The following is a 22,085-nucleotide window of genomic DNA, read 5'->3' as shown; positions in this document are numbered from 1 at the left end:
TTATTTTCGTTGCACTTTATAAAGTGCGACCTCACCCATTAAATTTGGCATTAGACGAATACCTAAATTACTCTGGTGTTGGTTATTAACTACAGATCGTGCCACCACTTCGATATCTTTTTCTTCGCAAAGGTCTTCAAAGTCATTAAAGGTACACAAATGAATGTTAGGCGTATCATACCAGTGATAAGGTAGGGTATCCGTTTCCGGCATGCGCCCCTTGAGTAAAAGTTGGGCGCGCATTTTCCAATGACCAAAATTGGGGAAGGTTACAATAATTTGCTTGCCAATCGTTAGCATATGATCAAGCAAAATATCTGGACGACGGACGACCTGTAACGCTTGAGTCATAATGACATAGTCAAAACTGTTTGGATCAAAGTAATTGATCAGGTCTTGTCCATCCAGATTGCTTTGAATGACATTGATCCCGTTCATCATCGCTTGAATGTTTTTTTGCGGGTCAATTTCCATTCCGTAACCGCGTGTTTGACGCGTTGATTGTAAGTAGTTAAGCAGCGTGCCATCGCCACAACCAAGATCTAACACATGGCTAGTGGGTTCGATCCAGTCAGCAATTAACTTGAACTCAGGGCTAATTAAGCTCATTGGCTTGCCTCCTTTATCACACGCTGCATATAAGCACGAAAGATACCTTCATAATGGGTATTGGGCAATAAAAAAGCATCATGTCCATGTTCAGATTCCACTTCAGCATAGCTAACATCCAGGTCGTTATCTAACAATGCTCGGACAATTTCTCTGGAGCGGGCCGGTGAAAAGCGCCAGTCAGATGTGAAAGAAACCACTAAAAATTTGGCTTGAGTTTGCGCGAAGGCTTGGCTAAGGTCATTATCAAATTCAGCAGCTGGGTCAAAGTAGTCTAGCGCTTTGGTCATTAACAGATAGGTGTTTGCATCAAAGTTTTGTTTAGTGGCAAACTTTTCGCCCTGATAGCGCAGATAACTCTCAACTTGAAACTCCACGTCAAAACTATATTTTAGGCTTTCAGACCTCAGTTCACGACCAAACTTAGCGCCCATCATATCATCAGAAAGGTAGGTTAGATGACCGAGCATTCTCGCAAGGGCTAGGCCTCCTTTTGGTGTAGTTCCGACGTCGATAAAGCGCCCTTCATGGAAGTCAGGATCGGTCATAATCGCGCGACGAGCGACTTCGTTAAACGCAATGTTTTGCGCACTGAGTTTAGGTGCTGCAGCGATCACGACGGCATGGCGCAGGCTGTTGGGATAGTCGATTGCCCATTGCATGACTTGCATGCCCCCCATAGAACCACCGACAATGGCCGCCCATTGTTCTATGCCAAGATGCTGGCGTAATAAGTTTTGGCTGTTTACCCAATCCCGACAAGTTATAATCGGAAAATCTGAACCATAAACCTGACCCGTTTCAGGGTTTAATGTCGTTGGACCGGTTGAGCCACGGCAGCTTCCTAAATTGTTAGAGCAAACGACATAAAGCTTATTGGTGTCGATGGGCTTATTTGGGCCAATATAATCGTTCCACCAGCCGGGTTTGTCACTGTCCTGATGGTAACCTGCAACATGGTGGTCACCGCTTAAGGCGTGACAAATTAATACCGCGTTGCTGGCATCACTGTTAAGCTCACCATAGGTTTCATAAACCAGTTCAAATTGCGGCAACACCGCACCGCTGACCAGTTGTAAAGGCTGATCTACTTTAAATGTTTTGGGCGTTACAATTCCGATAGATTCTGTCATTTTATTGTATTTTAAACCATTGTTTGCGCAAATTGCGCGATGGAACCGACGATTAAAATCTGACTTAGCTTAATTGCTAAAATGGCAATGATCGGCGATAAATCAAAGCCACCTAAAGGGGGGATTAAACGCTGAAAAGGTGCCAAGATTGGCGCGGTTAATTGTCTAAATATGTCTAGGTTGGGGTTATGGCTTTGCACTAACCAGCTTAGTATCACTTGAATAATAATAAGCCAAAATATCATGTCGAGTAATACATTCAATACTTCGGTTAAGGCACTTAATAAAATTAGAGCCAAGCCGAAATCTCGGTTTGTTAGCCAGCCAATCAAAATAACAAACAGGACTTGAACGCTAAATGCCGCAGCTAAAGCAGCCCAATCCCAACGCCCTTTTGATGGAATTACCATCGCAAAAGGTTTACATACAGGATTGGTTACCTTGGCAATAAACATCACAATTTGATTACGCCAGTCGGTATGAGTAGCACGAATTAAAAAACGTAAAACTAAAACAAATATTACCAGGCCTGCTATGAATTGCAGCAAAAACAAACCGGCTTGACCGATAGGGCTTCCCATTCTATTCTCCTAACTCTTGTGCAAGTTGTTGCGCACGTTGATGCGCTGCTTGCATCGCCTTTTCAATGGTTAAATTCAACTGACTCTGTTCAAAGCTTTGAATGGCACGCTCTGTCGTACCATTGGGTGAGGTGACCTTACGACGAAGTTCTTGGCAATTATCATCGCTTTCCAGTGCCATTTTGGCCGCGCCAAATGCTGTTTGCATGGTCAATAATTCAGCCGTTTTCGCATCGAGCCCAAGTTTTTCTGCAGCGCTTTGCATCGCTTCCATAAACAAAAAGAAATAGGCCGGGCCGCTGCCCGATAGTGCGGTCACAATATCGAGCTTGGCTTCATCATCGACCCAAATAGTCAGGCCGGCTGCACGCAAAATATTTTCAGCATCGTCTTTTTGTTTGGTATTGACTTGAGCGTTGGCAAAAAGCCCCGTGGCGCCGGCTTGAATCAGTGCCGGTGTATTCGGCATGGTCCGCACAATAGCTAGTGAACCCCCTAGCCAATCTTGGATGGAGTCGGTTTTAATGCCTGCGGCCACTGAAATGATTAGCGGCTTTGTTTGCCGCAGTTTGTCTGCTATGCTCAGACAAACTGATTTGAGTTGCTGGGGTTTAACCGCTAGAACAATAATATCGGCTGAATCAATCGCGGTAAGGTTGTCATTAAACCCTTGGATAGAAAAATTTTGTTTTATGCTCTCAAGTGCTTGCGGACTGGTATCAGCCACCCAAATTTGGTTTGCTGAATAACCGCTTTGAATTAAACCACCTATTAAGCTGCGGCTCATATTACCCGCACCAATAAAACAAATATTTGCCTGCATGGATCTCACCTTCTAAACTGTAATTAGTCGTATTATGCCAAATCTTGCAAAGACTTTTGCTAAGGTTTGGTATAAATAGTAAAAAAATTGTTATGTTAAAGAATTTAGCTATCGGGTCGATAAGAAGAATACAACAAGATAATACTAAAAACACAAGGTTGACCAGAAGAAGAGGAATGGGTTATGTCACAGATTACACCCTTGCAAAACCTGCCAAAATGGTTGGGTCAAACAGATAAACAAAACGAAAAAAATGATCGTCAAGATTTGACTGGGTTGCTAAAAGCAAAACAGCAAGCGGATCAACTTAGTCATGCAGCGCGTGCCCCCGTCAAAACGGATGTTTTTAATCCACATCAATTATCAACCGCTGCGGTTCAACGCTATCAGGCAGCCTATCAGTATTCTGAAACCATGAGTTTGCAAATCGAAACCCGTGAAGGCGATAAGGTTACGGTTGATTTCAGACAGCTCTACATGCAGTATCAAGAGTTTAATCGACAACAAATGACCGAGCAAGGGCCTAAGGGGGTGCGTCAGTTTGAAAGCAGAGAAATGCTTGAAATGACCGCGCTTGAGGAGCGTTTTGCGTTCTCGGTGGAAGGAGATTTAAACGAGGATGAATTACGCGCAATTTTTGAGGTGTTTGAGCAGGTGGATGAGCTAGCCAATAACTTTTTTAATGGCGATATTGAGAAGGCTTTTCAACAAGCGATTGATTTAAAAATCGATTTTGGGCAACTTAAATCAATCAATCTTGATTTAACACGCTCAGAAACCCGTGCGGTTTCTTACCAGCAAGGCGCATTGGCTCAGTATCGTGATGTACAAAAAGCCGGGGAGTCTGCGGAAAAATATGGCGTAGAAATGGGGGAGCTAGCCCCTTACTTGCAGGCCTGGCAATCGGCGATTGAGAAGTTGGATGAGTTGTTTGCGAATTCTCAGAAAATGTTTGATGACATGATGGCGGGGTCTTTAGCACAGCGTTTTCCTGAACAAGATAGCCGTGAAGGTTGGTTTGAGCGGGTGCAAAAGTTCCATCAAGAATTAGCCGAAGCATTTGCTGAAAAGTCTGCAAAAATCGCATCACAAGAAGGTGAGAATGAAGATTTGGACACTGCTGCAAAAGCTTAATCCATTAAAGTGGTTGTTAATTGGTTTGGTGCGATTTTATCAGCTTTTTATTAGCCCTTTATTGGGGCCAAGGTGCCGATTTTATCCAACCTGCTCCCATTATACGATTGAAGCAATTAAGCATCACGGGGTGGTGTATGGGAGTTGGTTGGCGATTAAACGCATAGGTAAGTGTCACCCGGCTAATCCGGGAGGCGTGGATCCTGTGCCAGAGTGTGGGTGTGGTTGGTTGGGGCATCGCTGCGACGGTCAATCTGAAAAGCAAGATGCAGTCATCACAAATGCGGTGGCTGACAATAAAATAAGCAGCGAGAAAAAGGAGAGTTAACATGGCTATTTCTGATGGTGTGAGTGCCGCTGGTGCAGTTTCTGCCGCCTTAGCGCAAAAAGAAGTTTATGCGAAAGGTGAAGTTCAGGTGGGTATGCTAAAGAAAGCGATGGATGTTCAAGCTGAGGCGGCATTAACCTTGTTAGATGGGATAGCACCAGTTCCGGCGCAACATTTACCCGCTAACCTTGGTCAAAATGTCAATACCACGGCTTAGTGGCTTAGCAGGGTTGTAAATAAAAAAACCACCGATCGGTGGTTTTTTTATTTAGTGGATCAAGCCCATTAAGTTAGGGTCATCGATATAGCCGTTTTGAACCCCCTTGGTGGCCACTGCGACCGCATCGTGCGGGTGAAGGCTTTCAAGGTGGTTAACCCGTAACCAAAAATCGAGTACTTGCGGTTGTTCAGCCAATGCGGCTTGCAAACGACGCGCTGCATCCTCGCAAAACATCAGATTACTTGCATTCAAACGCGCAAACTCCTGTTCGTCTTCACGTTTAACCGCGGCTTGAACCGGGGTTTGTAAGGTGGCTTCAATCAGGTTGATCCATTCAGAAAAATCCAACTCAGCGCCTTCTTGTAGATGGAGTTTAATCTGCGCATAAGAGCGCTGGCTGTGAGGGGTCGCGCAAATCCCTTCAGGCGTGCCCAGCCACTGCATTACCTGGTCATAGTCTAGCCCTTCGCTTTTGTTAAACTTGGCTTCAAACGCGTCTTGAATCAGCTGGCGTGACAAGGCTGCCGAGCAGGGGCAGGTTGAGGAGTAGGGCACTTCAATCGTTACTTCACATTTAAACTCGCCTTGTTTGAGTTCGCCTCTAAGCGTCGCAGGATAGTGCTTCCAGCCTGAGTTATCACTTTTTAGTGATTTACGGCGCTCATAATAATCAAAACGGAATTCAACAAACGCATGGTCACTGAGCCCTTGATGAGACTCAATAAAACGGTTAAGAATCTGATGCACGCGCTGTGTTGTCAGGGTTTCTTGTGTCGCCATTTGATCCAGTAACAGATACAAACGCGACATGTGAATGCCCTTGCTGGTTGGGTCAATTAAATTAACATAGGCCTGGGTGTGTGACGACAGGCGAATTACTTGGTGATTGGATTGGATTAAAACCGGCAGTTCAATGCCACTCATACCGACCCAGTTTAGGGTGGCTTGGGGGCCTTGGTGGGGTTGGCACGCGATATCGGGCATGTGCTTAGTCATGCAATTTCCTTCTGTAGCCTAAAAACGTATTTTTCTTTAGGGGGGTTCAATAATAAATAGTTTGCTATCATATCAAGCTTTTGTCTCAAGGGCATCCATTTGCGTGAATTTTGTCATGATTGGGTATGAATTGTTTGCACCCAAGCCTGTTCTAATTCTGTGAGTGCGATGGGGTGTTCAAATAACATTTCAATGCGATTGTCCTGTCGCCAGGCCTGGTCGCTAAAGGTCAGTTCGCCATTGACCCAGTTAATTAATTGCCAATTGTTGCCGGTTCGTAACAGCCCTTTAGCACGAATTAAACCCAAGGGCGGATCAGCAAAAAATGTTTTTATTTTAGGGCGCATAAACAGCAGATCTGGCTGGAAAATCCAACTAATGGCTTGGGTGTTCGAGCGCAGAATTTGGCTCTGTTTAACCTTGGGAAGCTGACTTTCAAATGCCTCAACCAGGCCTGCTTGTTGTGCGGTGTTTTTAGCTTGTAGCAACAGAAATGGTGGGCGCTGGGCTTTGAGCTTTAGTGTGGATAAGGGTGTTTTGCCAAAGCTTGCGGCTTGAATATGGGGTTTACCCAGCATTTTCTGGCTAAGGAAGTCGGTTAACTCGGCCAGCGCGTTGGGCGCAAGTTGATCGCAGCGGGTGAGCAACAGCACATCGGCAAGCTGGATGAAGTCACGTAATAAAGCCGATTTTTGGTAAACCGCTGGGCTAAAACGATTTAAGTCCAATACGCAGAGGGTTGATTCTAGGTGTAGTGGGCGATGCGTAGCGGTTTTTTTCAGGGTGTCGATAATCTGCGCCGGGTGTGCCAGTCCACTGGGTTCAATCAGTAGATGATCAAGGTTATCTAATTGGCTAATCTGCGCTAAGGCTTGCGCTAAAGGGCGTTGAGCGCTGCAGCAAATGCAGCCACCTTGGACTTCAAACAAGCTCACATCTTGTTGTTTGAGCAGGGAGCTGTCAATTGACGCAAGGCCAAAATCATTGATTAAAACCGCCCAGTGCTCGTCGGCAGGTTTTTGGCTGATTAGGTGTTGGAGGGTGCTGGTTTTGCCACTGCCCAGCAGGCCACACACTAGTGTGACCTTAATCGGCGTTGAATCAATCTTGGAACAGGTCATGGCCTTCAAGCAGGTCGTTAACCAGTTGCTCACGTTTAAGCTCGATGCCTAGGCGCTCACACACAATACGCGCATCTCGGTAGGCGTTATATAAGCAGGTGGTCGCACCGGGTGACGGGGTCATGTTAAAAATCAAGTTTTCACCTGACGGTACAATACTGGCTTCGCCAAGCTTGAGTTGCATGGTGTCCTTGTCAATCACCTGTGGACGCAAGCCACCTACGCCTTTGGCAAATTGCAGGTCTTCGATTTTTAAACCGGGAATGATTTTTTGCGCATCTTTTAGAAATAACTTTTTGCGAATGCCGGGAATTTCAAAGGCGAAGTTGCGGAAAATATAATTACGAATATCGCTGTCTTTCATCAGATCCCAGAAAACTTTCATCACCTTAAAGTCCAGTTTTAAGCTTTTCCAGAATTCCCAGTAGGTACCACCTGTGTAGCGTTCAAGCTTGGGTAAAACCAGCGCGGTTGGGCCAAGGCGGGTTTTGTTCGGTTCAGCCAAGTCGGGATCACCATGTAATGCGGCAAACGGTAACTTGTCGTTTTGAATCGTATAAACCTTGCCTTTAAGCAGGTTGGGAACATAGTAGAAACTGCCGGCCATCGGCAAAATCGACATATTCAAACCATGACCTAACTGGTTGGCGAGTAACAAGCTGTGTCCACCGGCCGATACCACCACAAACTTTGACATAAAGGTGCCTTGGGCGGTGGTGATTTCATAATGGTCATCAAATTTTTTAATTTTTTGCGCTTGGGTACCGAGGTTAATTGAAATTTCGGCTTGGTATTTGCGCGCTTCAGCAATAAACGAGCGTGATAGTTTGCCGTAGTTGACCGCGGAGAACTCATCGGTGCAGCCGGAAGCGAGAATTTTTTCCGGTCTCGGTTTGCCGTTAATTAATGCAACGCTCGGCTCAACTTCAGCGATTTTTTCGGCATCCCAGAGTTCCATATAAGGAAAGGTTGCAGCGAACTCATGGTGGCGTGCTTCGAGTTTGGCGCATTCTTCGTCGCCGACCGCCAAAATCATTTTCGGGTATTTGAATAGGAAATCGTCTTTTTCAAACTGTTTAGCGTAATGCACAATCATATTGGCTTGGCGTTTAACCTGGCCGGCTTTGGCTAACGAATAGTTGGTTTCTATGTCGCCACAATGCAAGGTTTGGCTATTACTGCGCGCATTCGAATTAAGCGGTGCAAGCGTACCGTATTTCTCCAAAAGTGCGATTGACTTTACCTTACTGTACTTGGCTAACACGTAGGTTAATGCACAGCCGGAAATGCCGCCTCCAATCACAATGACATCAAAAACCCGTTTTTTCATTTAGCATGCCCCTGAGCTAAAAAAATGAGGAGACAATTATAAAGCAAAATAGATAAATAAGCTTTGATTAATATAGGGTCTTGTTCTTGCTGTGTGACCTATAGTCTCAGTCGTTACGATCTCTTAGCCAAAGCAAAGCGACCAGGTTGCCAAGAAGTGCGAAAATAATCCATAACCAACCGTGCAGGCTGCCCGAGGCAATACCGCTAAAAAAGGCACCGATATTGCAACCATAGGAGAGGGTAGCGCCAAATCCCATTAACAATCCGCCTAGGGCGTAGTAAGCGGTTTGTTTTGGACTGATAGTTTGTTTTTTTATGGGTTTTTTAGCCAGTAATGTCACCCAAAGTGAACCGAGTATTACGCCGAGGGTTGTTAGGCTTATCGGATCAGCGAGTAGGGGTTCGGCGATGCGGTGCTGGTAAAGTTGTGCAATTTGCCAAAACTCCCAATCTAGCCCAAGGTTAAACTGGTCTGAAAACTTAAAGCTCCAGAGCGTAAAAACCGTTGCCACTGACCAGGGTTGGCCTGATAAGAATAGGATTAAGCCACTAAACACAACCAAGAGCAGTGCGGCAATTAAAAACGGTGAAAAGGGTTTAGGTTCATTTCTAGACCATAGGGGTTCAAGGGTTTGGCGGTTGTTTTTTTCAAGCCGAATAAGCCCAACATAAATAACCAGCAGGGTGGTTAGGGATAAAAGCAGGCCTGCTAGTTTCCAGTTTAGCGTTATGGAATAAGGCGCCAGCGCCCACCAATGCCCCCAGCTATTGTAAAAGTAGGCCCCCAATGCCCCTCCGACAAACAGCATAATAAAACTAACAAAAGAAAGGGGTTGGAGCTGGCCTACGCGGTTTAAAGTACCTGACGAGCAGTTTGCAGCGAATTGCATCCCTATGCCAAATAAAAATGCGCCAAGCATCACGGACAAGCCCGCAGGCCGAATAATGCCTTGAAATTGGAGCGAGCCCCAGCTTTCCAGCCAAAACAATGGGGTAAATAAAATCAGCGCACCGGCAAGCATTATAATTTGAGCGCGAACGCCCGCCGTTTGATGCGACAAAATACAGCGGCGCCAGCTGCTGCTAAAGCCAAACATAAAGTAGTTAAGCGTTGCGCCTAGTGCCATTCCGGCAAATAACAGAGCGACCAGGCCTGGTTGTTTGATGATCCAAATCAACGCAAGGGTTAGTGCTAAGGTGAATAGGCGAATTGGCAATAGGCGATCTTTGGTTAGCATGATGATAGGGTCATTAAAATATTAACGCTATTTTAGGGCGTTGCAGAAAAACTGCACTTTGAAAAATTTAATGAGAGCACAAAATTTAACAGGCATGCCGTTTTGCTAGCAAAACGGCATGGTTTGATAAGTACGAAGGCGTTTAAAATTTCAACTCTAGGCTTAGGTTCAATGCAACAGAATTGTCGTCAAATTCCTTAAAATCCAGTGAGTTGAATGCAAGATCAAAGCTGACAGGTCCAACAGTTAAGCCACCGTGTATTTGAGAAAGTTTGTTGCCAGCGGCTTCATTGGTGTAGCCTAGCCGAACATCAGGTGCATACCATAGACTTGATGCGAAAGATGCAGAGATACCGGCCTGCTGGGTTTTAAGGCCGCTAAGTGCTGTGGTTTTGTTAAGGTCTGCAAAGCCGGCCAAGGTCCAGCGGCGATTTTCGGTGAAATAGGCAAAGTCTAAACGTGCTTTAGGGTCGAGTTTGATGCTTTTATCTAAATGGTTGCTTGCAATTAAAGAGGTTGCAGCTGAGTTAATCGCTGTATAGTTAAAGCTGGGTGAATTAATGTTTTCAAGGGTTAAACCTACCAGATAACGGTCAGCGATAAATTGCGCGCCCAGGTCAATACCTATTGCCGAATCGGTATTGTTAAATGTCATGGTGTCTTTGATTTCATCCGATAGTTCATCGCCAAAATCCTTATCTACGTCATTAAAAATTTCGTCTAGATTGTAGGCGAAATGATTAAAGCCCGCGCGCATCATTTTTAGACGAGCGCCTGCATTAAGTTTCCCTTCTTGTAGGGTAACAAAACGATCTAGGTTTAGACCATAGCCGAGTGTAAACTCGGTTAACTCATAACCTGTGATGGTTAAATTTGCATTCGTTGTTGCATCGGCTGAACCCGATTGAGTAATGGGGTTATAGTTTACCGTGACATCAGCGTCTTGGGTTTGAATCATGCCAACGCGTGCGCCTCTGGTTACAGACATGCCAACTAAGTAGCCCCCTAGCTCACTTGTTTGAATGACAATAGGCAGGGATGCGCCAGCTTCAACATTCATACTAAGTTTGGTAAAGGATGAGAAGTAGTTGTTAAGTGCAGTTTCAAGTGCTTGTTCGGCCTCAGCAGTACTGTCGTAAACACCGTTAGCAATATCATTCGCTACCTGATCGATTTGATTTTGAATCTGTTCGGTGTCGTCATCAATCCCTGACATGTCTGCGTATTCAGCACTGACACCGACACTTAGTCCAACTCCCCATAAACGTTTTGAGGTATCACCGCCTAGCGCGGCCGGGTTTTGAAAGTTATTAAACAGGGTGTGGGTATTGCCGGCTGCACCATAACCAAGGGTTGAGCCGGCTTGGTGGAAGGTCGATGCGTTAGCACTTGTGGCGAGACCTAACCCTAGTGCGCTAATGATTAGTTTTTTTTTAAGCATGTTGTGTTACCGCCTTTTGGGATTGAAAATTATTTATACAGATTTATTTAACTAAGCATAACTTAATTTGATAGTCAAAACCAATAATGGATGTCGTGAAAGTATCTTTTTAGTAAACCAGTTTTATTAAAAATCATTTTTGTTTAATAAAACTCTTGTAGACTTTGTTATCATTTGCAAATTGTGATGTTTTTTTGTTAATTTGAGTAGGTTTTGTGCCCAATAGTTTGTTATTTATCAGTAATGGTGTTTTAAGAAAGTGGCTTGGTTTTGTGTTGTTAATGCTAATCAGTTGGCAGGTTGGTGTCTGGTTGGCGCAAAACTTGAATCAAGTTGATCCTCCCCTCTTGCCTAGTTTAGAGCCTCTAGCTATTAAAGAATCCCCTAAGTTGGGTTTGTTACAACTTTGGGGGACACCTCCTGCTGCTGCAGTTGTTCCAGTCGAAGAACCGGTTGTGGTGGAAGCACCTCCTGTTCGCGCGACGCGCTTGAATCTGAAGTTGTTAGGTGTTATTCGTGCCGAAGCTTTTGGGGTGGCGATTATTCAGACAGGGCGAGACACCAAAGTTTTGACTGTGGGTGAAGAACTGCAATCGAATGTTAAGCTCGATGAAATTGGCGCAGATTACGTGATTATAAAAAACAGAGGCGCTTATGAGCGTTTGACTATGGAAAGTCAATCAGATGGATTGTTAGTAGTTCAACATCCTGAGACGCCCGTTCTGCAGCCAGATCAAATACACCAGGTTGCTAGTCAACAACCACAAAACACCTCTTCCACAGGCGGGGTATTAGCCACTGAACAAAGCCAGCAGTTACAATTAGTGAGCCAAGAAATTAGACAAAACCCAATGCGCATTGGTCAGTATGTTCGTTTTGAACCCTTGCGTGAGCGAGGTGAGTGGCTAGGAATACGCATTGGGCCAAGAAATCATCCTGAAATCTTTGGTGCTTTGGGTTTTCGTGAAGGGGATCTAGTGGTGTCGATTAATGGATTAACCGTAGCAGACATGGCTGAAAATCCAGCGGTATGGAATCAATTTTTACAAGAAAGTCGTTTTAGTTTAGTCGTCAATCGGAATGGTTTAAATGAAACCATTGATGTGGACTTGAACCCCTAACTATGTGGAGTAAAGCAAGGTGTTAACAACACAAACCCAGCGTATTATTGTTCTAGCAGGCCTGCTTGTCAGCATGATATTTCTTCGAGTACAAGCAGCCGAAATACAACAGAATTTTCGTGATGTTGAAATTGGCAATGTGATTGAAGCTGTGGCCAAGGTCACGGGGCAAAACTTTATTATTGATCCACGTGTTCGTGGCAGGGTCACGCTGATAGCTCCCCAACCTATGTCCGGAGAGGCTTTATATCAAACCCTGTTGGCGATTTTAAATGTTCATGGTTTTGTCGCAGTACCCAGCGGTGAGGTGACCAAAATTATTCCCGCTAACCTGGCGCGAGATCAATTGCCCTATTTACGTGCGCAAGATAGAGGTGAGGCTTGGGTGACAGAAGTGGTTGAGGTTGAGCATGTCGAAGCGAGTAAACTGGTCGCCATTCTTCGTCCTTTGGTGGCGCGCGAGGGGCATTTAGTTGCGATGGCAGAAAGTAATCGTTTGATTGTGACGGATACCGTGGATGGTTTAACAAGAATTAAAGCGATACTTAAGCAAGTGGATATCAATAGCCACGCTGAGTTTGAAGTGATCCGCCCTCAGCATGCGCCGGCTGAGGAGCTGGTTAAAACAATTAAGTCAGTATTGGGAATGGGTTCGACACCATCACCATTGGGTGCAAGAATTAACCATGACGAGCGTTCTAATCGAATTGTTTTGACTGGAGACGCGTCAGCTCGACTGACAATTCGGGCGTTAATTGCTGAATTGGATGTGCCGGTTGCGCAGGATGGTCGGGTTCAGGTAGTGTATTTACAGTATGCTAAAGCCAAAGATCTGGTGCCTTTGCTGCAGCAGTTAGCGACCAATCAGTCTTTAATTGAAAGTAGTCAAGCTGAAACGGCTAGTGCTGAGGGGGGGGAGTCGCGTAGCCCACGAACTCGACAGCCTCAGAATATGCAAGACCGTATTTCAGTCCAAGCTGATGAGCGTATGAACGCGATTGTGATCAGCGCGCCGCCGGAAGTGGTGGTGGCTTTGCGTTCAGTGATTAGTCAGCTTGATATTCGTCGTGCTCAGGTATTGATTGAGGCGATTATTGTTGAGTTGACAGAGGAGCGTGCGGCGCAATTAGGCGTTGACTGGGCTGCAATTGGCTCGGGTGGAGCAGGGCTGTTCAACCTCAGTGGTAATCTTCCGGGTGTACTGGCAGCCGGAGCCACCGGTAATGTAACGGCCTTACCGGACGGCGTTACAGGTCGAGGTGTGACGGCCGCCATCGGCAGCGGCTCAACGCGCAGTGGTTGGGGCGCTTTGATTAATGCGTTACGCAGTGACAGCGGAGCTAATATCCTATCGACACCTACGTTATTAACCTTGGATAACGAAGAGGCGGAAATTGTCGTTGGCCGTGAAGTGCCTTTCCGAACAGGGAGTTATACCACCAGTGCCGCCGGCACTAATCCGTTTACGACGATTGAGCGTAAAAATGTGGGTTTAAAGCTTAAAGTGCGACCACAAATTAATCAGGGTAATGAGGTTTATTTAGATATTGAAAATGAGATCTCGGATGTGTTGCCGGGGAGTGATGCTGATCTTTTGCAAACTTCAAAGCGTGAACTTAAAACCAGTGTGATTGTCGGCGATGGAGACACGATTGTGCTCGGTGGTTTGTTGAGTGAGCGCGAAACCGATACCAGTGCGCGGGTGCCGGGTTTAGGCAGCATTCCAGGCTTAGGGGGCTTGTTCCGCTACCAAGGCAGTCAGCGTGAAAAGGTTAACTTAATGATTTTCTTACGTCCGGTAATCGTTCGGGATCAAGAAATGGGGAATTACTACAGCCGTAAAAAATATCGCCAAATTCAATTGCAGCAGGATCAATTGCTTGAGCAGGATAACAGTCTGTTATTAGAGGGTTTGCGTCCACAAATGCCGACGCTAGAGCAAATTGACGCTGGTGAAGCGACCGGGTTCGATAAGGGGCGCCAAACAAAAGAACAGCCTTCAGAGCTGTCTCCGGCGTCAGCCGCAAAACGGACGGCAGCCGAGCGGCGTCGGGATCAGTCGCTTGAAGTGCTTGGGTTCTAAGCATGCAATTACCGTTTTTATTTGCGAGAAAAAATCGGATTTTGTTGGAAAGTCGCCCTGAAGGTTTTCGTTTGTGTTGCACAGATCAAACTCAGCATGAAGCCTTGCTAGAGGCGCAGCGCGTGCTTGCATCGGATTTTGAGCTTTTCGTTTTATCCGAAGAGGCATTTGAGCGGCTTTTACAACGCCTGTATGCCGAGGGTAGCCAAAACGCCATGGAGGGAATCGAAGATTTTGAGACCGAGGATTTGCAATCATTGGTCGCCGAGGTGGATGAAACCCAAGACCTTCTCGATAGCCAAGACGATGCACCGATTATCAAGTTACTCAATGCCGTTTTCTCCCAGGCAATCCGTGCGAATGCTTCTGACATCCATATAGAACCCTTTGAAACTCAATTACGTATTCGATTTAGAATTGACGGTCAGTTAAAAACCATGCTGACCCCGAAACCCGGCCTGGCAGGCATGTTGGTTTCTCGTATTAAAGTTATGGCCAAGCTGGATATTGCTGAAAAGCGTTTGCCGCAAGACGGCCGCATTGCTTTAAAACTGGGGGGCCGTGCAGTAGATTTGCGGGTTTCAACCATTCCTTCAAATTATGGTGAACGGGTGGTGATGCGTTTGCTAGACAAGAGCGCCGGATTGCTTGACCTAAAAGATTTAGGAATGCCTAGTTCGGTTTTATTGTCGATTCAGCAGCTTCTAGCTCGTCCGCATGGTATTTTTTTGGTCACCGGCCCCACGGGTTCAGGAAAAACCACCACGCTCTATGCCGGCTTGTCGCGTTTAAATGATAATCAACGTAATATCATGACGATTGAAGACCCAGTTGAGTATAACCTTGATGGCATCAGCCAGACTCAAGTTAATACCAAGGCTAACATGACGTTTGCGAAGGGGCTGAGGGCGATATTGCGTCAAGATCCGGACGTGGTGATGATCGGTGAGATTCGTGATTTAGAAACCGCAGAAATCGCAGTGCAATCGTCGCTGACCGGTCACCTGGTGTTATCCACCCTGCATACCAATACCGCGATTGGCGCCATTACGCGTTTACGTGATATGGGCATAGAACCGTTTTTGTTGGCATCCAGTCTAACGGGGGTGCTGGCGCAACGTTTGGTGCGCCGTTTGTGTCCGCATTGCAAACAGGTGCATCAGGCGGATGCCGCAGAGTGTGCGCTTTTGGGCGTCAGTGAGGCGGAGATTTTTCGTGCAGAAGGTTGTGAGCAGTGCAACCATACCGGCTATCAAGGGCGGTTAGGGATTTATGAGCTGGTGTTGATTGACGAGCAGGTACAGCAAATGATTCATAGCGGAAGGTCTGAGTTGGATATCGAACACTATGTCCGTCAGCATACGCCTTCATTGCAACAAACCAGTTTAGCGCGGGTTTTGGCAGGCGAAACCAGTTTAGAAGAAGTCTTAAGGGTTACTCAAGCATAGTATGGCGGTATTTGAATATCAAGCTCTAACCCAGCAGGGCAAAACGCAAAAAGGACTGATGGAAGGCGACTCAGAACGTCAAATTCGTCAAACCTTAAGAGAAAAAGGCTTAACGCCGCTACAACTCAAGGCGGTGGACAAGAAGCGAGAAAAGGCGCGAACTTCTGCTAACCAGGCCTGGTTAAAACGCACGATATCTATTGCTGATCTGTCTTTGGCGACCCGACAAATTGCCACCTTGCTGGAAGCCGGTATGCCCTTGACCCAAGCCTTAAAAGGCGTGGCTTCCCAGGCAGAAACGCGTTTAATGCAACGCTTCTTAACCAGTTTACATAGTCAGGTATCGCAAGGCTATTCCTTGGCACAAGCCTTAAGTCAATCGCCCTATAAGGTGGGCGAGGATTACAGCGCCACCATCCATGCAGGTGAAGAATCTGGACATCTTGAAGCGGTGTTATCGCGTTTGGCCGACACGATTGAGCAACAAGAACGGTTACGCAAAAAAGTGCAAAGTGCTTTGATCTACCCGATGTTGATGGTGGTGGTTGCCTTGGCGATTGTGTTTTTTTTGATGGTCTATGTGGTGCCCAAGGTGGTGAGCGTGTTTGATAATATGAGCCAAACCTTGCCGCCGCTGACTCAGGGGTTGTTATCCACCAGTGAGTTTGTTCAGGCACATGCTGTTTTGATGTTAGCAGGACTGGTTGTTCTGCTGATACTATTCAAGTGGCTGATGCGAATTGAGAAATGGCGTTTTCGTTGGCACCGTTTATTGCTTGCCACGCCCTTTTTGGGACGATTTTTAATCTTTGGCGCAGTAGCAAAATGGTCAAGAACACTTGGTGTATTAGTGGCAAGTGGTGTTCCATTAAAAACGGCGTTACACATTTCTTCTCAGGTGATGAGTTATTTGCCGCTGAGACAAAAGGTATTGCATTTGGAAGAAGAGGTGCGAAAAGGTCTGGCACTCAGTCAAGCGATGCAGCAGGCTGGCGTGTTTCCGGCGTTATTACTTAATTTAGTGCAAACTGGCGAGAACTCCGGCCAGCTGGATAGTATGTTACTTAAAGGGGCGAGTCATTATGAATATCATGTTGAAACCAGCTCCGCCACTTTGGTAAGTATATTAGAACCGCTTTTAATTATTACCATGGGTGGGGTGGTGTTGACGATTGTGCTGGCGATCATGTTACCTATTTTTGAAATGAACCAGATGTTGGGTTAAGTTTAATTTTTTGATTTAAATTGGGAGAGCGTTAAAGATGCAAGGGCAAAAAATAAGGCGACAACAAGCGGGCTTTACCTTGATTGAGCTGATGGTTGTGGTGGTGATTTTGGCAATTTTGGCAGCGATTGCGGTACCGATGTTAATGGATCGACCAGATGAAGCACGAGAAGTTAAAGCCAAGCAGGATATCAGTGCTTTATCTTCAGCGCTACAGCTTTATCGGTTGGATAATTTTCGTTACCCAACCACTGATCAGGGACTTGAAGCGCTGGTCACTAAACCAACCAGCGAACCGGTGCCGCGCAATTGGAAACCCTATATGGAACGCTTGCCAAAAGACCCTTGGGGACGTGATTATTTGTATCTAAGCCCCGGCCAGCATGGCGACTTTGATATTTTTACCTATGGTGCGAATGGTGTTCAGGGTGGTGAAGGCGCGGATGCCACCATTGGTAATTGGAATATGTAAGCCTTGCAACACACAAAGCAAGCCGGGTTTACACTGATTGAATTGATCGTGGTGGTGGCGATTGTCGCGGTGGTGTTGGCGGTGGGTATGATGTCTTTGGGAGGGCGTGATACCCAGCAACAGCGTCAGCAGTGGACACAAGCGCAATCCCTGCTGCAAATGGCTTGTGACCAAGCTGCCTTTCAGCAGCGTATTTATTTGGTTGCGGTAACCGAGCAAGGGCTTGAAGCCTATTATCGGCATCAGGGCGATTGGTTGCCTGCCGAGATGAAAAAAGTAGTTTGGTCTGAAACAAGTCAAATGGTTTGGCAGGTTGATGACGGCCTTAAAGAACGCTGGCAACTGCCGGAACCAGGTTGGTTATGTTGGCCGAGTGGCTTAGTGAGCGAGGGTAAACTCAGCCTGCAAGGATTGAATGCAGCAGGGGAAAGCTTGGCTCAACAGCGTCTGCGTTGGGATGAGGGGTTAAACTTTGTATTTGAAGACTAAAAAGCAATCCAACCAACAGGGATTTACCTTGATTGAAGTCATGGTTGCGGTTTTGATTGTTGCGGTGGCCTTGGCGGGCCTAAGTCAAACGCTGGCGGTCATGAGTCATCAGCAAAGCAGTTTAGCTGAGCGAGTTTATGCCACTTGGTTGGGGCAAAATCGTTTGATCGAATTGCAGTACGGCCTGGGCGGTGAAGTAGAAAAAACCACCGAATCAGAGATGTTGGGCTTGGTTTGGCAAACTCAGTTGGAGATGGAATCCACTGCTATCCCGGGGATGATGCGCGCCAGCTTGGAGGTCAGGTTGAAAGACGGCAAACATCCCGCGACACGCTTGGTAACGGTGTTGGGCGAGTGACCGAACATTCTCGAATCCGGCCTTGCGCTCAAGCGGGTTTTACTTTAATTGAGCTATTGCTGGCGATAGCGGTATCGGCAGTGATTGCAGTTTTGGCTTATCAAAGTATTGATTCAGCAGTCAGAGTGAGTGAATCGCATCAGCAACAACAATCTGCAATGAGCCAGTTGCAACGCACAATCTGGTGGCTAGAGCAGGATGTGATGCAAATGGCACCTAGGCCAGTTCTGGATGAGTTAGGTTCGGTGTTACCGGCGATGCAACTGCGCCAAGATGGGTTTGAATGGACAAGGATTGCTATCTACCCCACACCCTATTCGTCAGGCGGGTTGGTGAGAGTGCGATATGAATTAGAGAATCAGCAACTTTTTCGACTCAGTTGGTCGGTGCTGGATCGAGCGCCAGATAGCCAGCCGCGTCGCCAATTGTTGTTGGACGAGGTGGAGTCGATGACGATTCGCTTGCTAGATCGCAATCAGTTTTGGTTTGATTTTTGGCCACAACCGAATCGCCCACTCGATGAACTGCCAGGCCTGGTAGAAATCGAGTTGGAGCTGAAGGGACAAGGTAAGCTTAGGCGTTTGTTACCGGGGGTCGATGGTAGGGTGATGAATGAAACCCCTTAAGCAAAAAGGTTTTGCGCTACTAACCGTGCTGATTGTAGTGGCGCTGGTGGCTGTAATTGCCAGCGGTATTCAGTATCAACAACGGTTAGATATTCAGCGCAGCGCTTATATGTTGAACCAAAGCCAAGCAATTGCTGTGGCTGCGGGGGTCGATGCTTGGGTTAAAAAAGGCTTGGCGTTTGATGCCGGTCAAAACCAAATCGATCATTTAGGTGAGGTTTGGGCGCAGCCTATGTTTCCGATGGCTTTTGAGGGCGGTGACATTAGTGGTCAATTGTTTGACATGCAAGCCCGCTTTAACCTAAATAATCTGATAGAAACCGACCCGGAAAAACAGGCGCATTGGCGAGCGATATTAGAGCGCAGTCTGCAACAGCAAAATTTACCAATCGACTGGGTCGCGCCGCTGATAGATTGGCTAGACGAGGATAATAATCCGATTGCCGGTGGGGCGGAAAGTGATCGTTATTTATTGAATACGCCGCCCTATCGAGCGGCTAATCGCATGATGGTATTGCCGGAAGAAGTGCGTTTGTTACAGGGTATGGATATGGAACAGTTTGCGCTGATAAGCGCTTGGATTACAACCCTGCCTAAAATAACGACCATCAATGTTAACACCGCTGAAGCCGAGGTTTTGCTTGGTTTGGCTGAATTTATGGATCAAACATTAATTGATATTTGGATCGAATTGCGTCAACAAGAACCGGCACAGGATATTGCCGGCTTTCGTCAGTTTATAGCGCAAAATACCGGTCAAGAACCAGAAGTGATTCAGCAGGCTTTGCCGGATTGGGTGATTAGCGTGCGGACAGAGTTTTTTCAACTCAATGGCATTATTGAGTATGGGGTTGCGCGGCTTGATGCCCGCGCTTTGTATTATCGACAACAGCAGCAGGTGAATCTGCTCCAACGATGGATTGCGTTAGCGGATGAATAGTTATTTTGATTTAGGCGATCAGTTGCATCTGGTAGAATCGGACGGGCTAGCCCAGAACCAGAAACCTATTGTCTGGGTGCCGAGCCGTTGGGTCAGCATTTTGCGGGTGTTTGTGCCTGGAAAGTCACGTCATCAATGGCAACAGGCCTTGCCTTATGCACTCGAGGAGCAGTTGGCTCAGCCACTTGAAGAATTGCATTTGGTTAGCTTGGATCGAGACAAGGAAGGTTGGGTCACGGTAGCGGTGCTAGCCAAACAGCGTATGCAGGCCTGGTTGTCCGCTTTAGAGCAGGCGAATTTAAGCCAGGCCTGGTTGGTACCTGAGTGTTTTAGGCTAGACTATACAATCGAACCCACTAACGAAGCGATGAGTCCAAGCCTCTGGCGGTTTGCCGAGTCAACGCTGGAGCCGGAAACCCTATTGGTGCGCACAGCTAAATTTAGCGGCTTAAGTATCGCTAAAGCACAATGGCCTGTGTTCCGTGAAATGGCGGAAAAACAAAATGCGGACTTAAACATCGAACCCTTTATCGCGGTTCAAAACCAACCCAAGCCAAGCGATTTAGCGCGAATGAATTTACGTCAGGGTGAGTTTGCGGTAGTTAATCATCAGCAAAGTATGTGGCGACACTGGCGATGGCCAGCGGGTCTAGCTGCGGTTTGGTTGGTGTTGTTGGGGCTGCAGACCCACTGGCAAACCCAACAAACCTTGCAACAGGCTCAAGCTTATCAACAGCAAACCGAAACCCTGTTTCGTCAATTGTTTCCTCAAACCCAGCGCATCGTCAATATTCAGGTGCAAACCCAAACATTTTTGGCACAAGCAGGCAGTCAAGCCGGACAAATCAGCCCTGTTTCGGTTTTGAGTCTGTTGGAACCGGTGATACTGGCGAATAGTGCAGTCAAGCCGGGACGGATGGATTGGCAGAATCAGCGTTTGACCTTAACCTTAACCGCGAACACCACGGAGCAACTGGATCAGTTGATGGCTCACATTCATTCTCGTCTGCCTGCTGGTTGGGTGGCGCGTTTAGAGGTAAAAGGCCTGACGGCTCAACAAGCGGAAGGAGTGTTACATGTTCATGCAAACTGAAATGGGCCTGCAATTAGCCGAACGCTGGCAGGCGCTTGCCGCTCGCGAGCGACTATTGATTCAGTTATTGTTCGTGGTTTTAATTGGCTTAGTCGGTTACCGGTTGGTTGCCCAGCCGTTGTTAAACCAGCAAAACCAAGCACAGCAGCAATGGCTGATTGCTGAACAACAATGGCAATGGTTAAACCAGCAGGTCCCCGCGATTCAACAGGCGCAAGCTACGCATCAAACTGCGGGCTCCGAAGTCCAAACTCAATCGCAATTATTAGCCCATTTGCAGCAAAGTTTACGCAGCCATCAACTGATTAATCAGATGACTTCAATACGTCCGGCGGCGAACGGTGTTCAGCTTCAGTTTAATCAAGTAGAAGCGCCTCGGTTTTTTCAATGGCTTGCGCAGCTTGAGCAGCAGGGCTTGTCACCGGAGAGGATGCAGGTCGAGCCGGTCAGTCTGGGTAAAGTGAAGGTGTCGTTAAATTTTAGGTTAGCTTCATGAAGATAAGGACTTGGCTAGGGGGCGGTTTTCTGGTGTTGCTGGTGTTTTGGATAGGCTTTGTCAGCCACTTGCCGGCGAGCTTTGTGATTAAACATTATGCAGCCGAGTTGCCGGAAGGCTTAACGCTAAGCCAGCCAAAGGGCACGGTGTGGCAGGGTCAGGTGAAGCTGAGTTATCAGGGTGTTGAATTCGAGCAGGTCGCTTGGCGGTTGGGAACAAAAGAATTATTCACCGGCCTGTTTAAACAGACCCTCTCCGTAGCATTAAAAGTTCGAAATGCGCAAGACCAGTTGGATGTGACGCTAGTTTTCACGCCCGAAAACCTGAGCCTGTCGGTGCCCCAAGGTCAACTGGATATCGGACGTATTGCCCAAGCGTTTGCTCAGCAACATTTTATGTTACGCGGTTTACAAGGTCAGCTGCATTTTCGTGATCTCGCCTTGTCCGTTGATTTTAAGCAGGCCTGGTTACAAAGCCTATACGGGCAACTTGTGGTTACGGATTTGGCGATGATGGGCGAGCAGGTGGAGCAATTGAATCTTAATGCCTCGATGCAACAACAAACGGTGATGCTGGCGCTGACGGCTGAAGAAGCGGAATGGGCTTTACAGGGCTTAAGCCGTTTTAATCCGCCGAATCGGTTTGACAGCGAGTTTGAGCTAAATACGCAACAGCCCAATCGTTTTCCAGATTGGGCTTTAATGACGATGCAACAAACTTCGCCCACCGAAGCGCGTGCTCAAATGCGTGGGCAATGGTAGTTAGATTGTGAGAGCTT

General features: G+C 46.9%; 24 protein-coding genes. 15 read left to right on the top strand and 9 right to left on the bottom strand.

The genetic code is table 11. The annotated features are described in order from the left end of the window. From metW to proC, 4 genes are read right to left on the bottom strand one after another with little or no spacing between them, the layout of a single operon-like run. Complete coding sequence (metW, locus tag JX580_RS08605; RefSeq protein ID WP_432758390.1) at nucleotides 1–609, bottom strand: methionine biosynthesis protein MetW; 609 nt, start codon at nucleotides 607–609, stop codon at nucleotides 1–3. Further along, nucleotides 606–1,742 (bottom strand): homoserine O-succinyltransferase MetX, encoded by a 1,137-nt coding sequence (gene metX / locus JX580_RS08600; protein WP_248850136.1) that lies wholly within the window; start codon nucleotides 1,740–1,742, stop codon nucleotides 606–608. The genes metW and metX overlap by 4 nt, the downstream gene beginning before the upstream one ends. A gap of 11 nt (nucleotides 1,743–1,753) precedes the next feature. Further along, nucleotides 1,754–2,323 carry a YggT family protein gene (locus JX580_RS08595; protein ID WP_248850135.1) on the bottom strand — a complete coding sequence of 190 codons (570 nt, stop codon included), beginning with the start codon at nucleotides 2,321–2,323 and terminating at the stop codon, nucleotides 1,754–1,756. Nucleotide 2,324: 1 nt separating this feature from the next. Then, nucleotides 2,325–3,146 carry a pyrroline-5-carboxylate reductase gene (gene proC / locus JX580_RS08590; protein WP_248850134.1) on the bottom strand — a complete coding sequence of 274 codons (822 nt, stop codon included), beginning with the start codon at nucleotides 3,144–3,146 and terminating at the stop codon, nucleotides 2,325–2,327. 183 nt (nucleotides 3,147–3,329) lie between these two features. Here proC and JX580_RS08585 point away from each other — a divergent pair, with 183 nt between their 5' ends. The 3 genes from JX580_RS08585 to JX580_RS08575 are packed head-to-tail and all read left to right on the top strand — an operon-like array spanning nucleotide 3,330 to nucleotide 4,825. Continuing rightward, entirely contained in the window at nucleotides 3,330–4,280 is a 951-nt protein-coding gene (locus tag JX580_RS08585) for a hypothetical protein (protein ID WP_248850133.1), read from the top strand. Beyond that, nucleotides 4,249–4,608: a membrane protein insertion efficiency factor YidD gene (yidD, locus tag JX580_RS08580; RefSeq protein ID WP_349251685.1), complete on the top strand. Its 360-nt coding sequence runs from the start codon at nucleotides 4,249–4,251 to the stop codon at nucleotides 4,606–4,608. Before JX580_RS08585 ends, yidD begins: the two co-directional genes overlap by 32 nt. 1 nt (nucleotide 4,609) lies before the next feature. Beyond that, nucleotides 4,610–4,825, top strand: a complete 216-nt coding sequence (locus JX580_RS08575) for a YjfB family protein (protein ID WP_248850132.1) — start codon at nucleotides 4,610–4,612, stop codon at nucleotides 4,823–4,825. A gap of 51 nt (nucleotides 4,826–4,876) precedes the next feature. Here JX580_RS08575 and folE2 read toward each other — a convergent pair whose 3' ends face one another. From folE2 to traF, 5 genes are all read right to left on the bottom strand, one after another. Continuing rightward, on the bottom strand, nucleotides 4,877–5,824 hold the full coding sequence (folE2, locus tag JX580_RS08570) for a GTP cyclohydrolase FolE2 (protein WP_248850131.1): 948 nt from the start codon (nucleotides 5,822–5,824) through the stop codon (nucleotides 4,877–4,879). A gap of 113 nt (nucleotides 5,825–5,937) precedes the next feature. Further along, nucleotides 5,938–6,945, bottom strand: a complete 1,008-nt coding sequence (locus JX580_RS08565) for a CobW family GTP-binding protein (protein ID WP_248850130.1) — start codon at nucleotides 6,943–6,945, stop codon at nucleotides 5,938–5,940. Continuing rightward, entirely contained in the window at nucleotides 6,926–8,275 is a 1,350-nt protein-coding gene (locus JX580_RS08560) for an FAD-dependent oxidoreductase (RefSeq protein ID WP_248850129.1), read from the bottom strand. Before JX580_RS08560 ends, JX580_RS08565 begins: the two co-directional genes overlap by 20 nt. A gap of 106 nt (nucleotides 8,276–8,381) precedes the next feature. Further along, nucleotides 8,382–9,515, bottom strand: a complete 1,134-nt coding sequence (locus JX580_RS08555) for a YeeE/YedE family protein (protein WP_248850128.1) — start codon at nucleotides 9,513–9,515, stop codon at nucleotides 8,382–8,384. A 142-nt stretch (nucleotides 9,516–9,657) separates the two neighbouring features. After that, nucleotides 9,658–10,956: a conjugal transfer protein TraF gene (gene traF / locus JX580_RS08550; RefSeq protein ID WP_248850127.1), complete on the bottom strand. Its 1,299-nt coding sequence runs from the start codon at nucleotides 10,954–10,956 to the stop codon at nucleotides 9,658–9,660. A 215-nt stretch (nucleotides 10,957–11,171) separates the two neighbouring features. Here traF and gspC point away from each other — a divergent pair, with 215 nt between their 5' ends. From gspC to gspN, 12 genes are read left to right on the top strand one after another with little or no spacing between them, the layout of a single operon-like run. Continuing rightward, a complete protein-coding gene (gspC, locus tag JX580_RS08545; protein ID WP_248850126.1) occupies nucleotides 11,172–12,077 on the top strand; it encodes a type II secretion system protein GspC in 906 nt (301 codons plus the stop codon). A gap of 19 nt (nucleotides 12,078–12,096) precedes the next feature. Then, nucleotides 12,097–14,160 (top strand): type II secretion system secretin GspD, encoded by a 2,064-nt coding sequence (gspD, locus tag JX580_RS08540; protein WP_248850125.1) that lies wholly within the window; start codon nucleotides 12,097–12,099, stop codon nucleotides 14,158–14,160. A gap of 2 nt (nucleotides 14,161–14,162) precedes the next feature. Continuing rightward, nucleotides 14,163–15,608: a type II secretion system ATPase GspE gene (gene gspE / locus JX580_RS08535; RefSeq protein WP_248850124.1), complete on the top strand. Its 1,446-nt coding sequence runs from the start codon at nucleotides 14,163–14,165 to the stop codon at nucleotides 15,606–15,608. A 1-nt stretch (nucleotide 15,609) separates the two neighbouring features. Then, complete coding sequence (gene gspF / locus JX580_RS08530) at nucleotides 15,610–16,833, top strand: type II secretion system inner membrane protein GspF (protein ID WP_248850123.1); 1,224 nt, start codon at nucleotides 15,610–15,612, stop codon at nucleotides 16,831–16,833. Nucleotides 16,834–16,870: 37 nt separating this feature from the next. Then, the gene (gspG, locus tag JX580_RS08525; protein ID WP_248850122.1) at nucleotides 16,871–17,305 is read left to right on the top strand and encodes a type II secretion system major pseudopilin GspG; all 435 of its coding nucleotides are present in this window, start codon (nucleotides 16,871–16,873) and stop codon (nucleotides 17,303–17,305) included. A 3-nt stretch (nucleotides 17,306–17,308) separates the two neighbouring features. After that, complete coding sequence (locus tag JX580_RS08520) at nucleotides 17,309–17,794, top strand: prepilin-type N-terminal cleavage/methylation domain-containing protein (protein ID WP_248850121.1); 486 nt, start codon at nucleotides 17,309–17,311, stop codon at nucleotides 17,792–17,794. After that, complete coding sequence (gene gspI, locus JX580_RS08515; RefSeq protein ID WP_248850120.1) at nucleotides 17,778–18,152, top strand: type II secretion system minor pseudopilin GspI; 375 nt, start codon at nucleotides 17,778–17,780, stop codon at nucleotides 18,150–18,152. Before JX580_RS08520 ends, gspI begins: the two co-directional genes overlap by 17 nt. Beyond that, nucleotides 18,149–18,778, top strand: coding sequence for a type II secretion system minor pseudopilin GspJ (gspJ, locus tag JX580_RS08510; RefSeq protein ID WP_248850119.1), 630 nt, complete (start codon nucleotides 18,149–18,151; stop codon nucleotides 18,776–18,778). Before gspI ends, gspJ begins: the two co-directional genes overlap by 4 nt. Then, complete coding sequence (gene gspK / locus JX580_RS08505) at nucleotides 18,765–19,718, top strand: type II secretion system minor pseudopilin GspK (protein ID WP_248850118.1); 954 nt, start codon at nucleotides 18,765–18,767, stop codon at nucleotides 19,716–19,718. The genes gspJ and gspK overlap by 14 nt, the downstream gene beginning before the upstream one ends. Then, complete coding sequence (gene gspL / locus JX580_RS08500) at nucleotides 19,711–20,811, top strand: type II secretion system protein GspL (protein ID WP_248850117.1); 1,101 nt, start codon at nucleotides 19,711–19,713, stop codon at nucleotides 20,809–20,811. Before gspK ends, gspL begins: the two co-directional genes overlap by 8 nt. Then, entirely contained in the window at nucleotides 20,795–21,307 is a 513-nt protein-coding gene (gene gspM, locus JX580_RS08495; RefSeq protein WP_248850116.1) for a type II secretion system protein GspM, read from the top strand. The genes gspL and gspM overlap by 17 nt, the downstream gene beginning before the upstream one ends. Further along, nucleotides 21,304–22,068 carry a type II secretion system protein N gene (gspN, locus tag JX580_RS08490; RefSeq protein WP_248850115.1) on the top strand — a complete coding sequence of 255 codons (765 nt, stop codon included), beginning with the start codon at nucleotides 21,304–21,306 and terminating at the stop codon, nucleotides 22,066–22,068. Before gspM ends, gspN begins: the two co-directional genes overlap by 4 nt. Nucleotides 22,069–22,085 lie beyond the last annotated feature (17 nt).

It is taken from the genome of Thiomicrospira microaerophila, assembly GCF_023278225.1.
Taxonomy (GTDB): Bacteria; Pseudomonadota; Gammaproteobacteria; order Thiomicrospirales; family Thiomicrospiraceae; genus Thiomicrospira; species Thiomicrospira microaerophila_A.
This window is presented reverse-complemented; position numbering and strand designations above follow the sequence as displayed.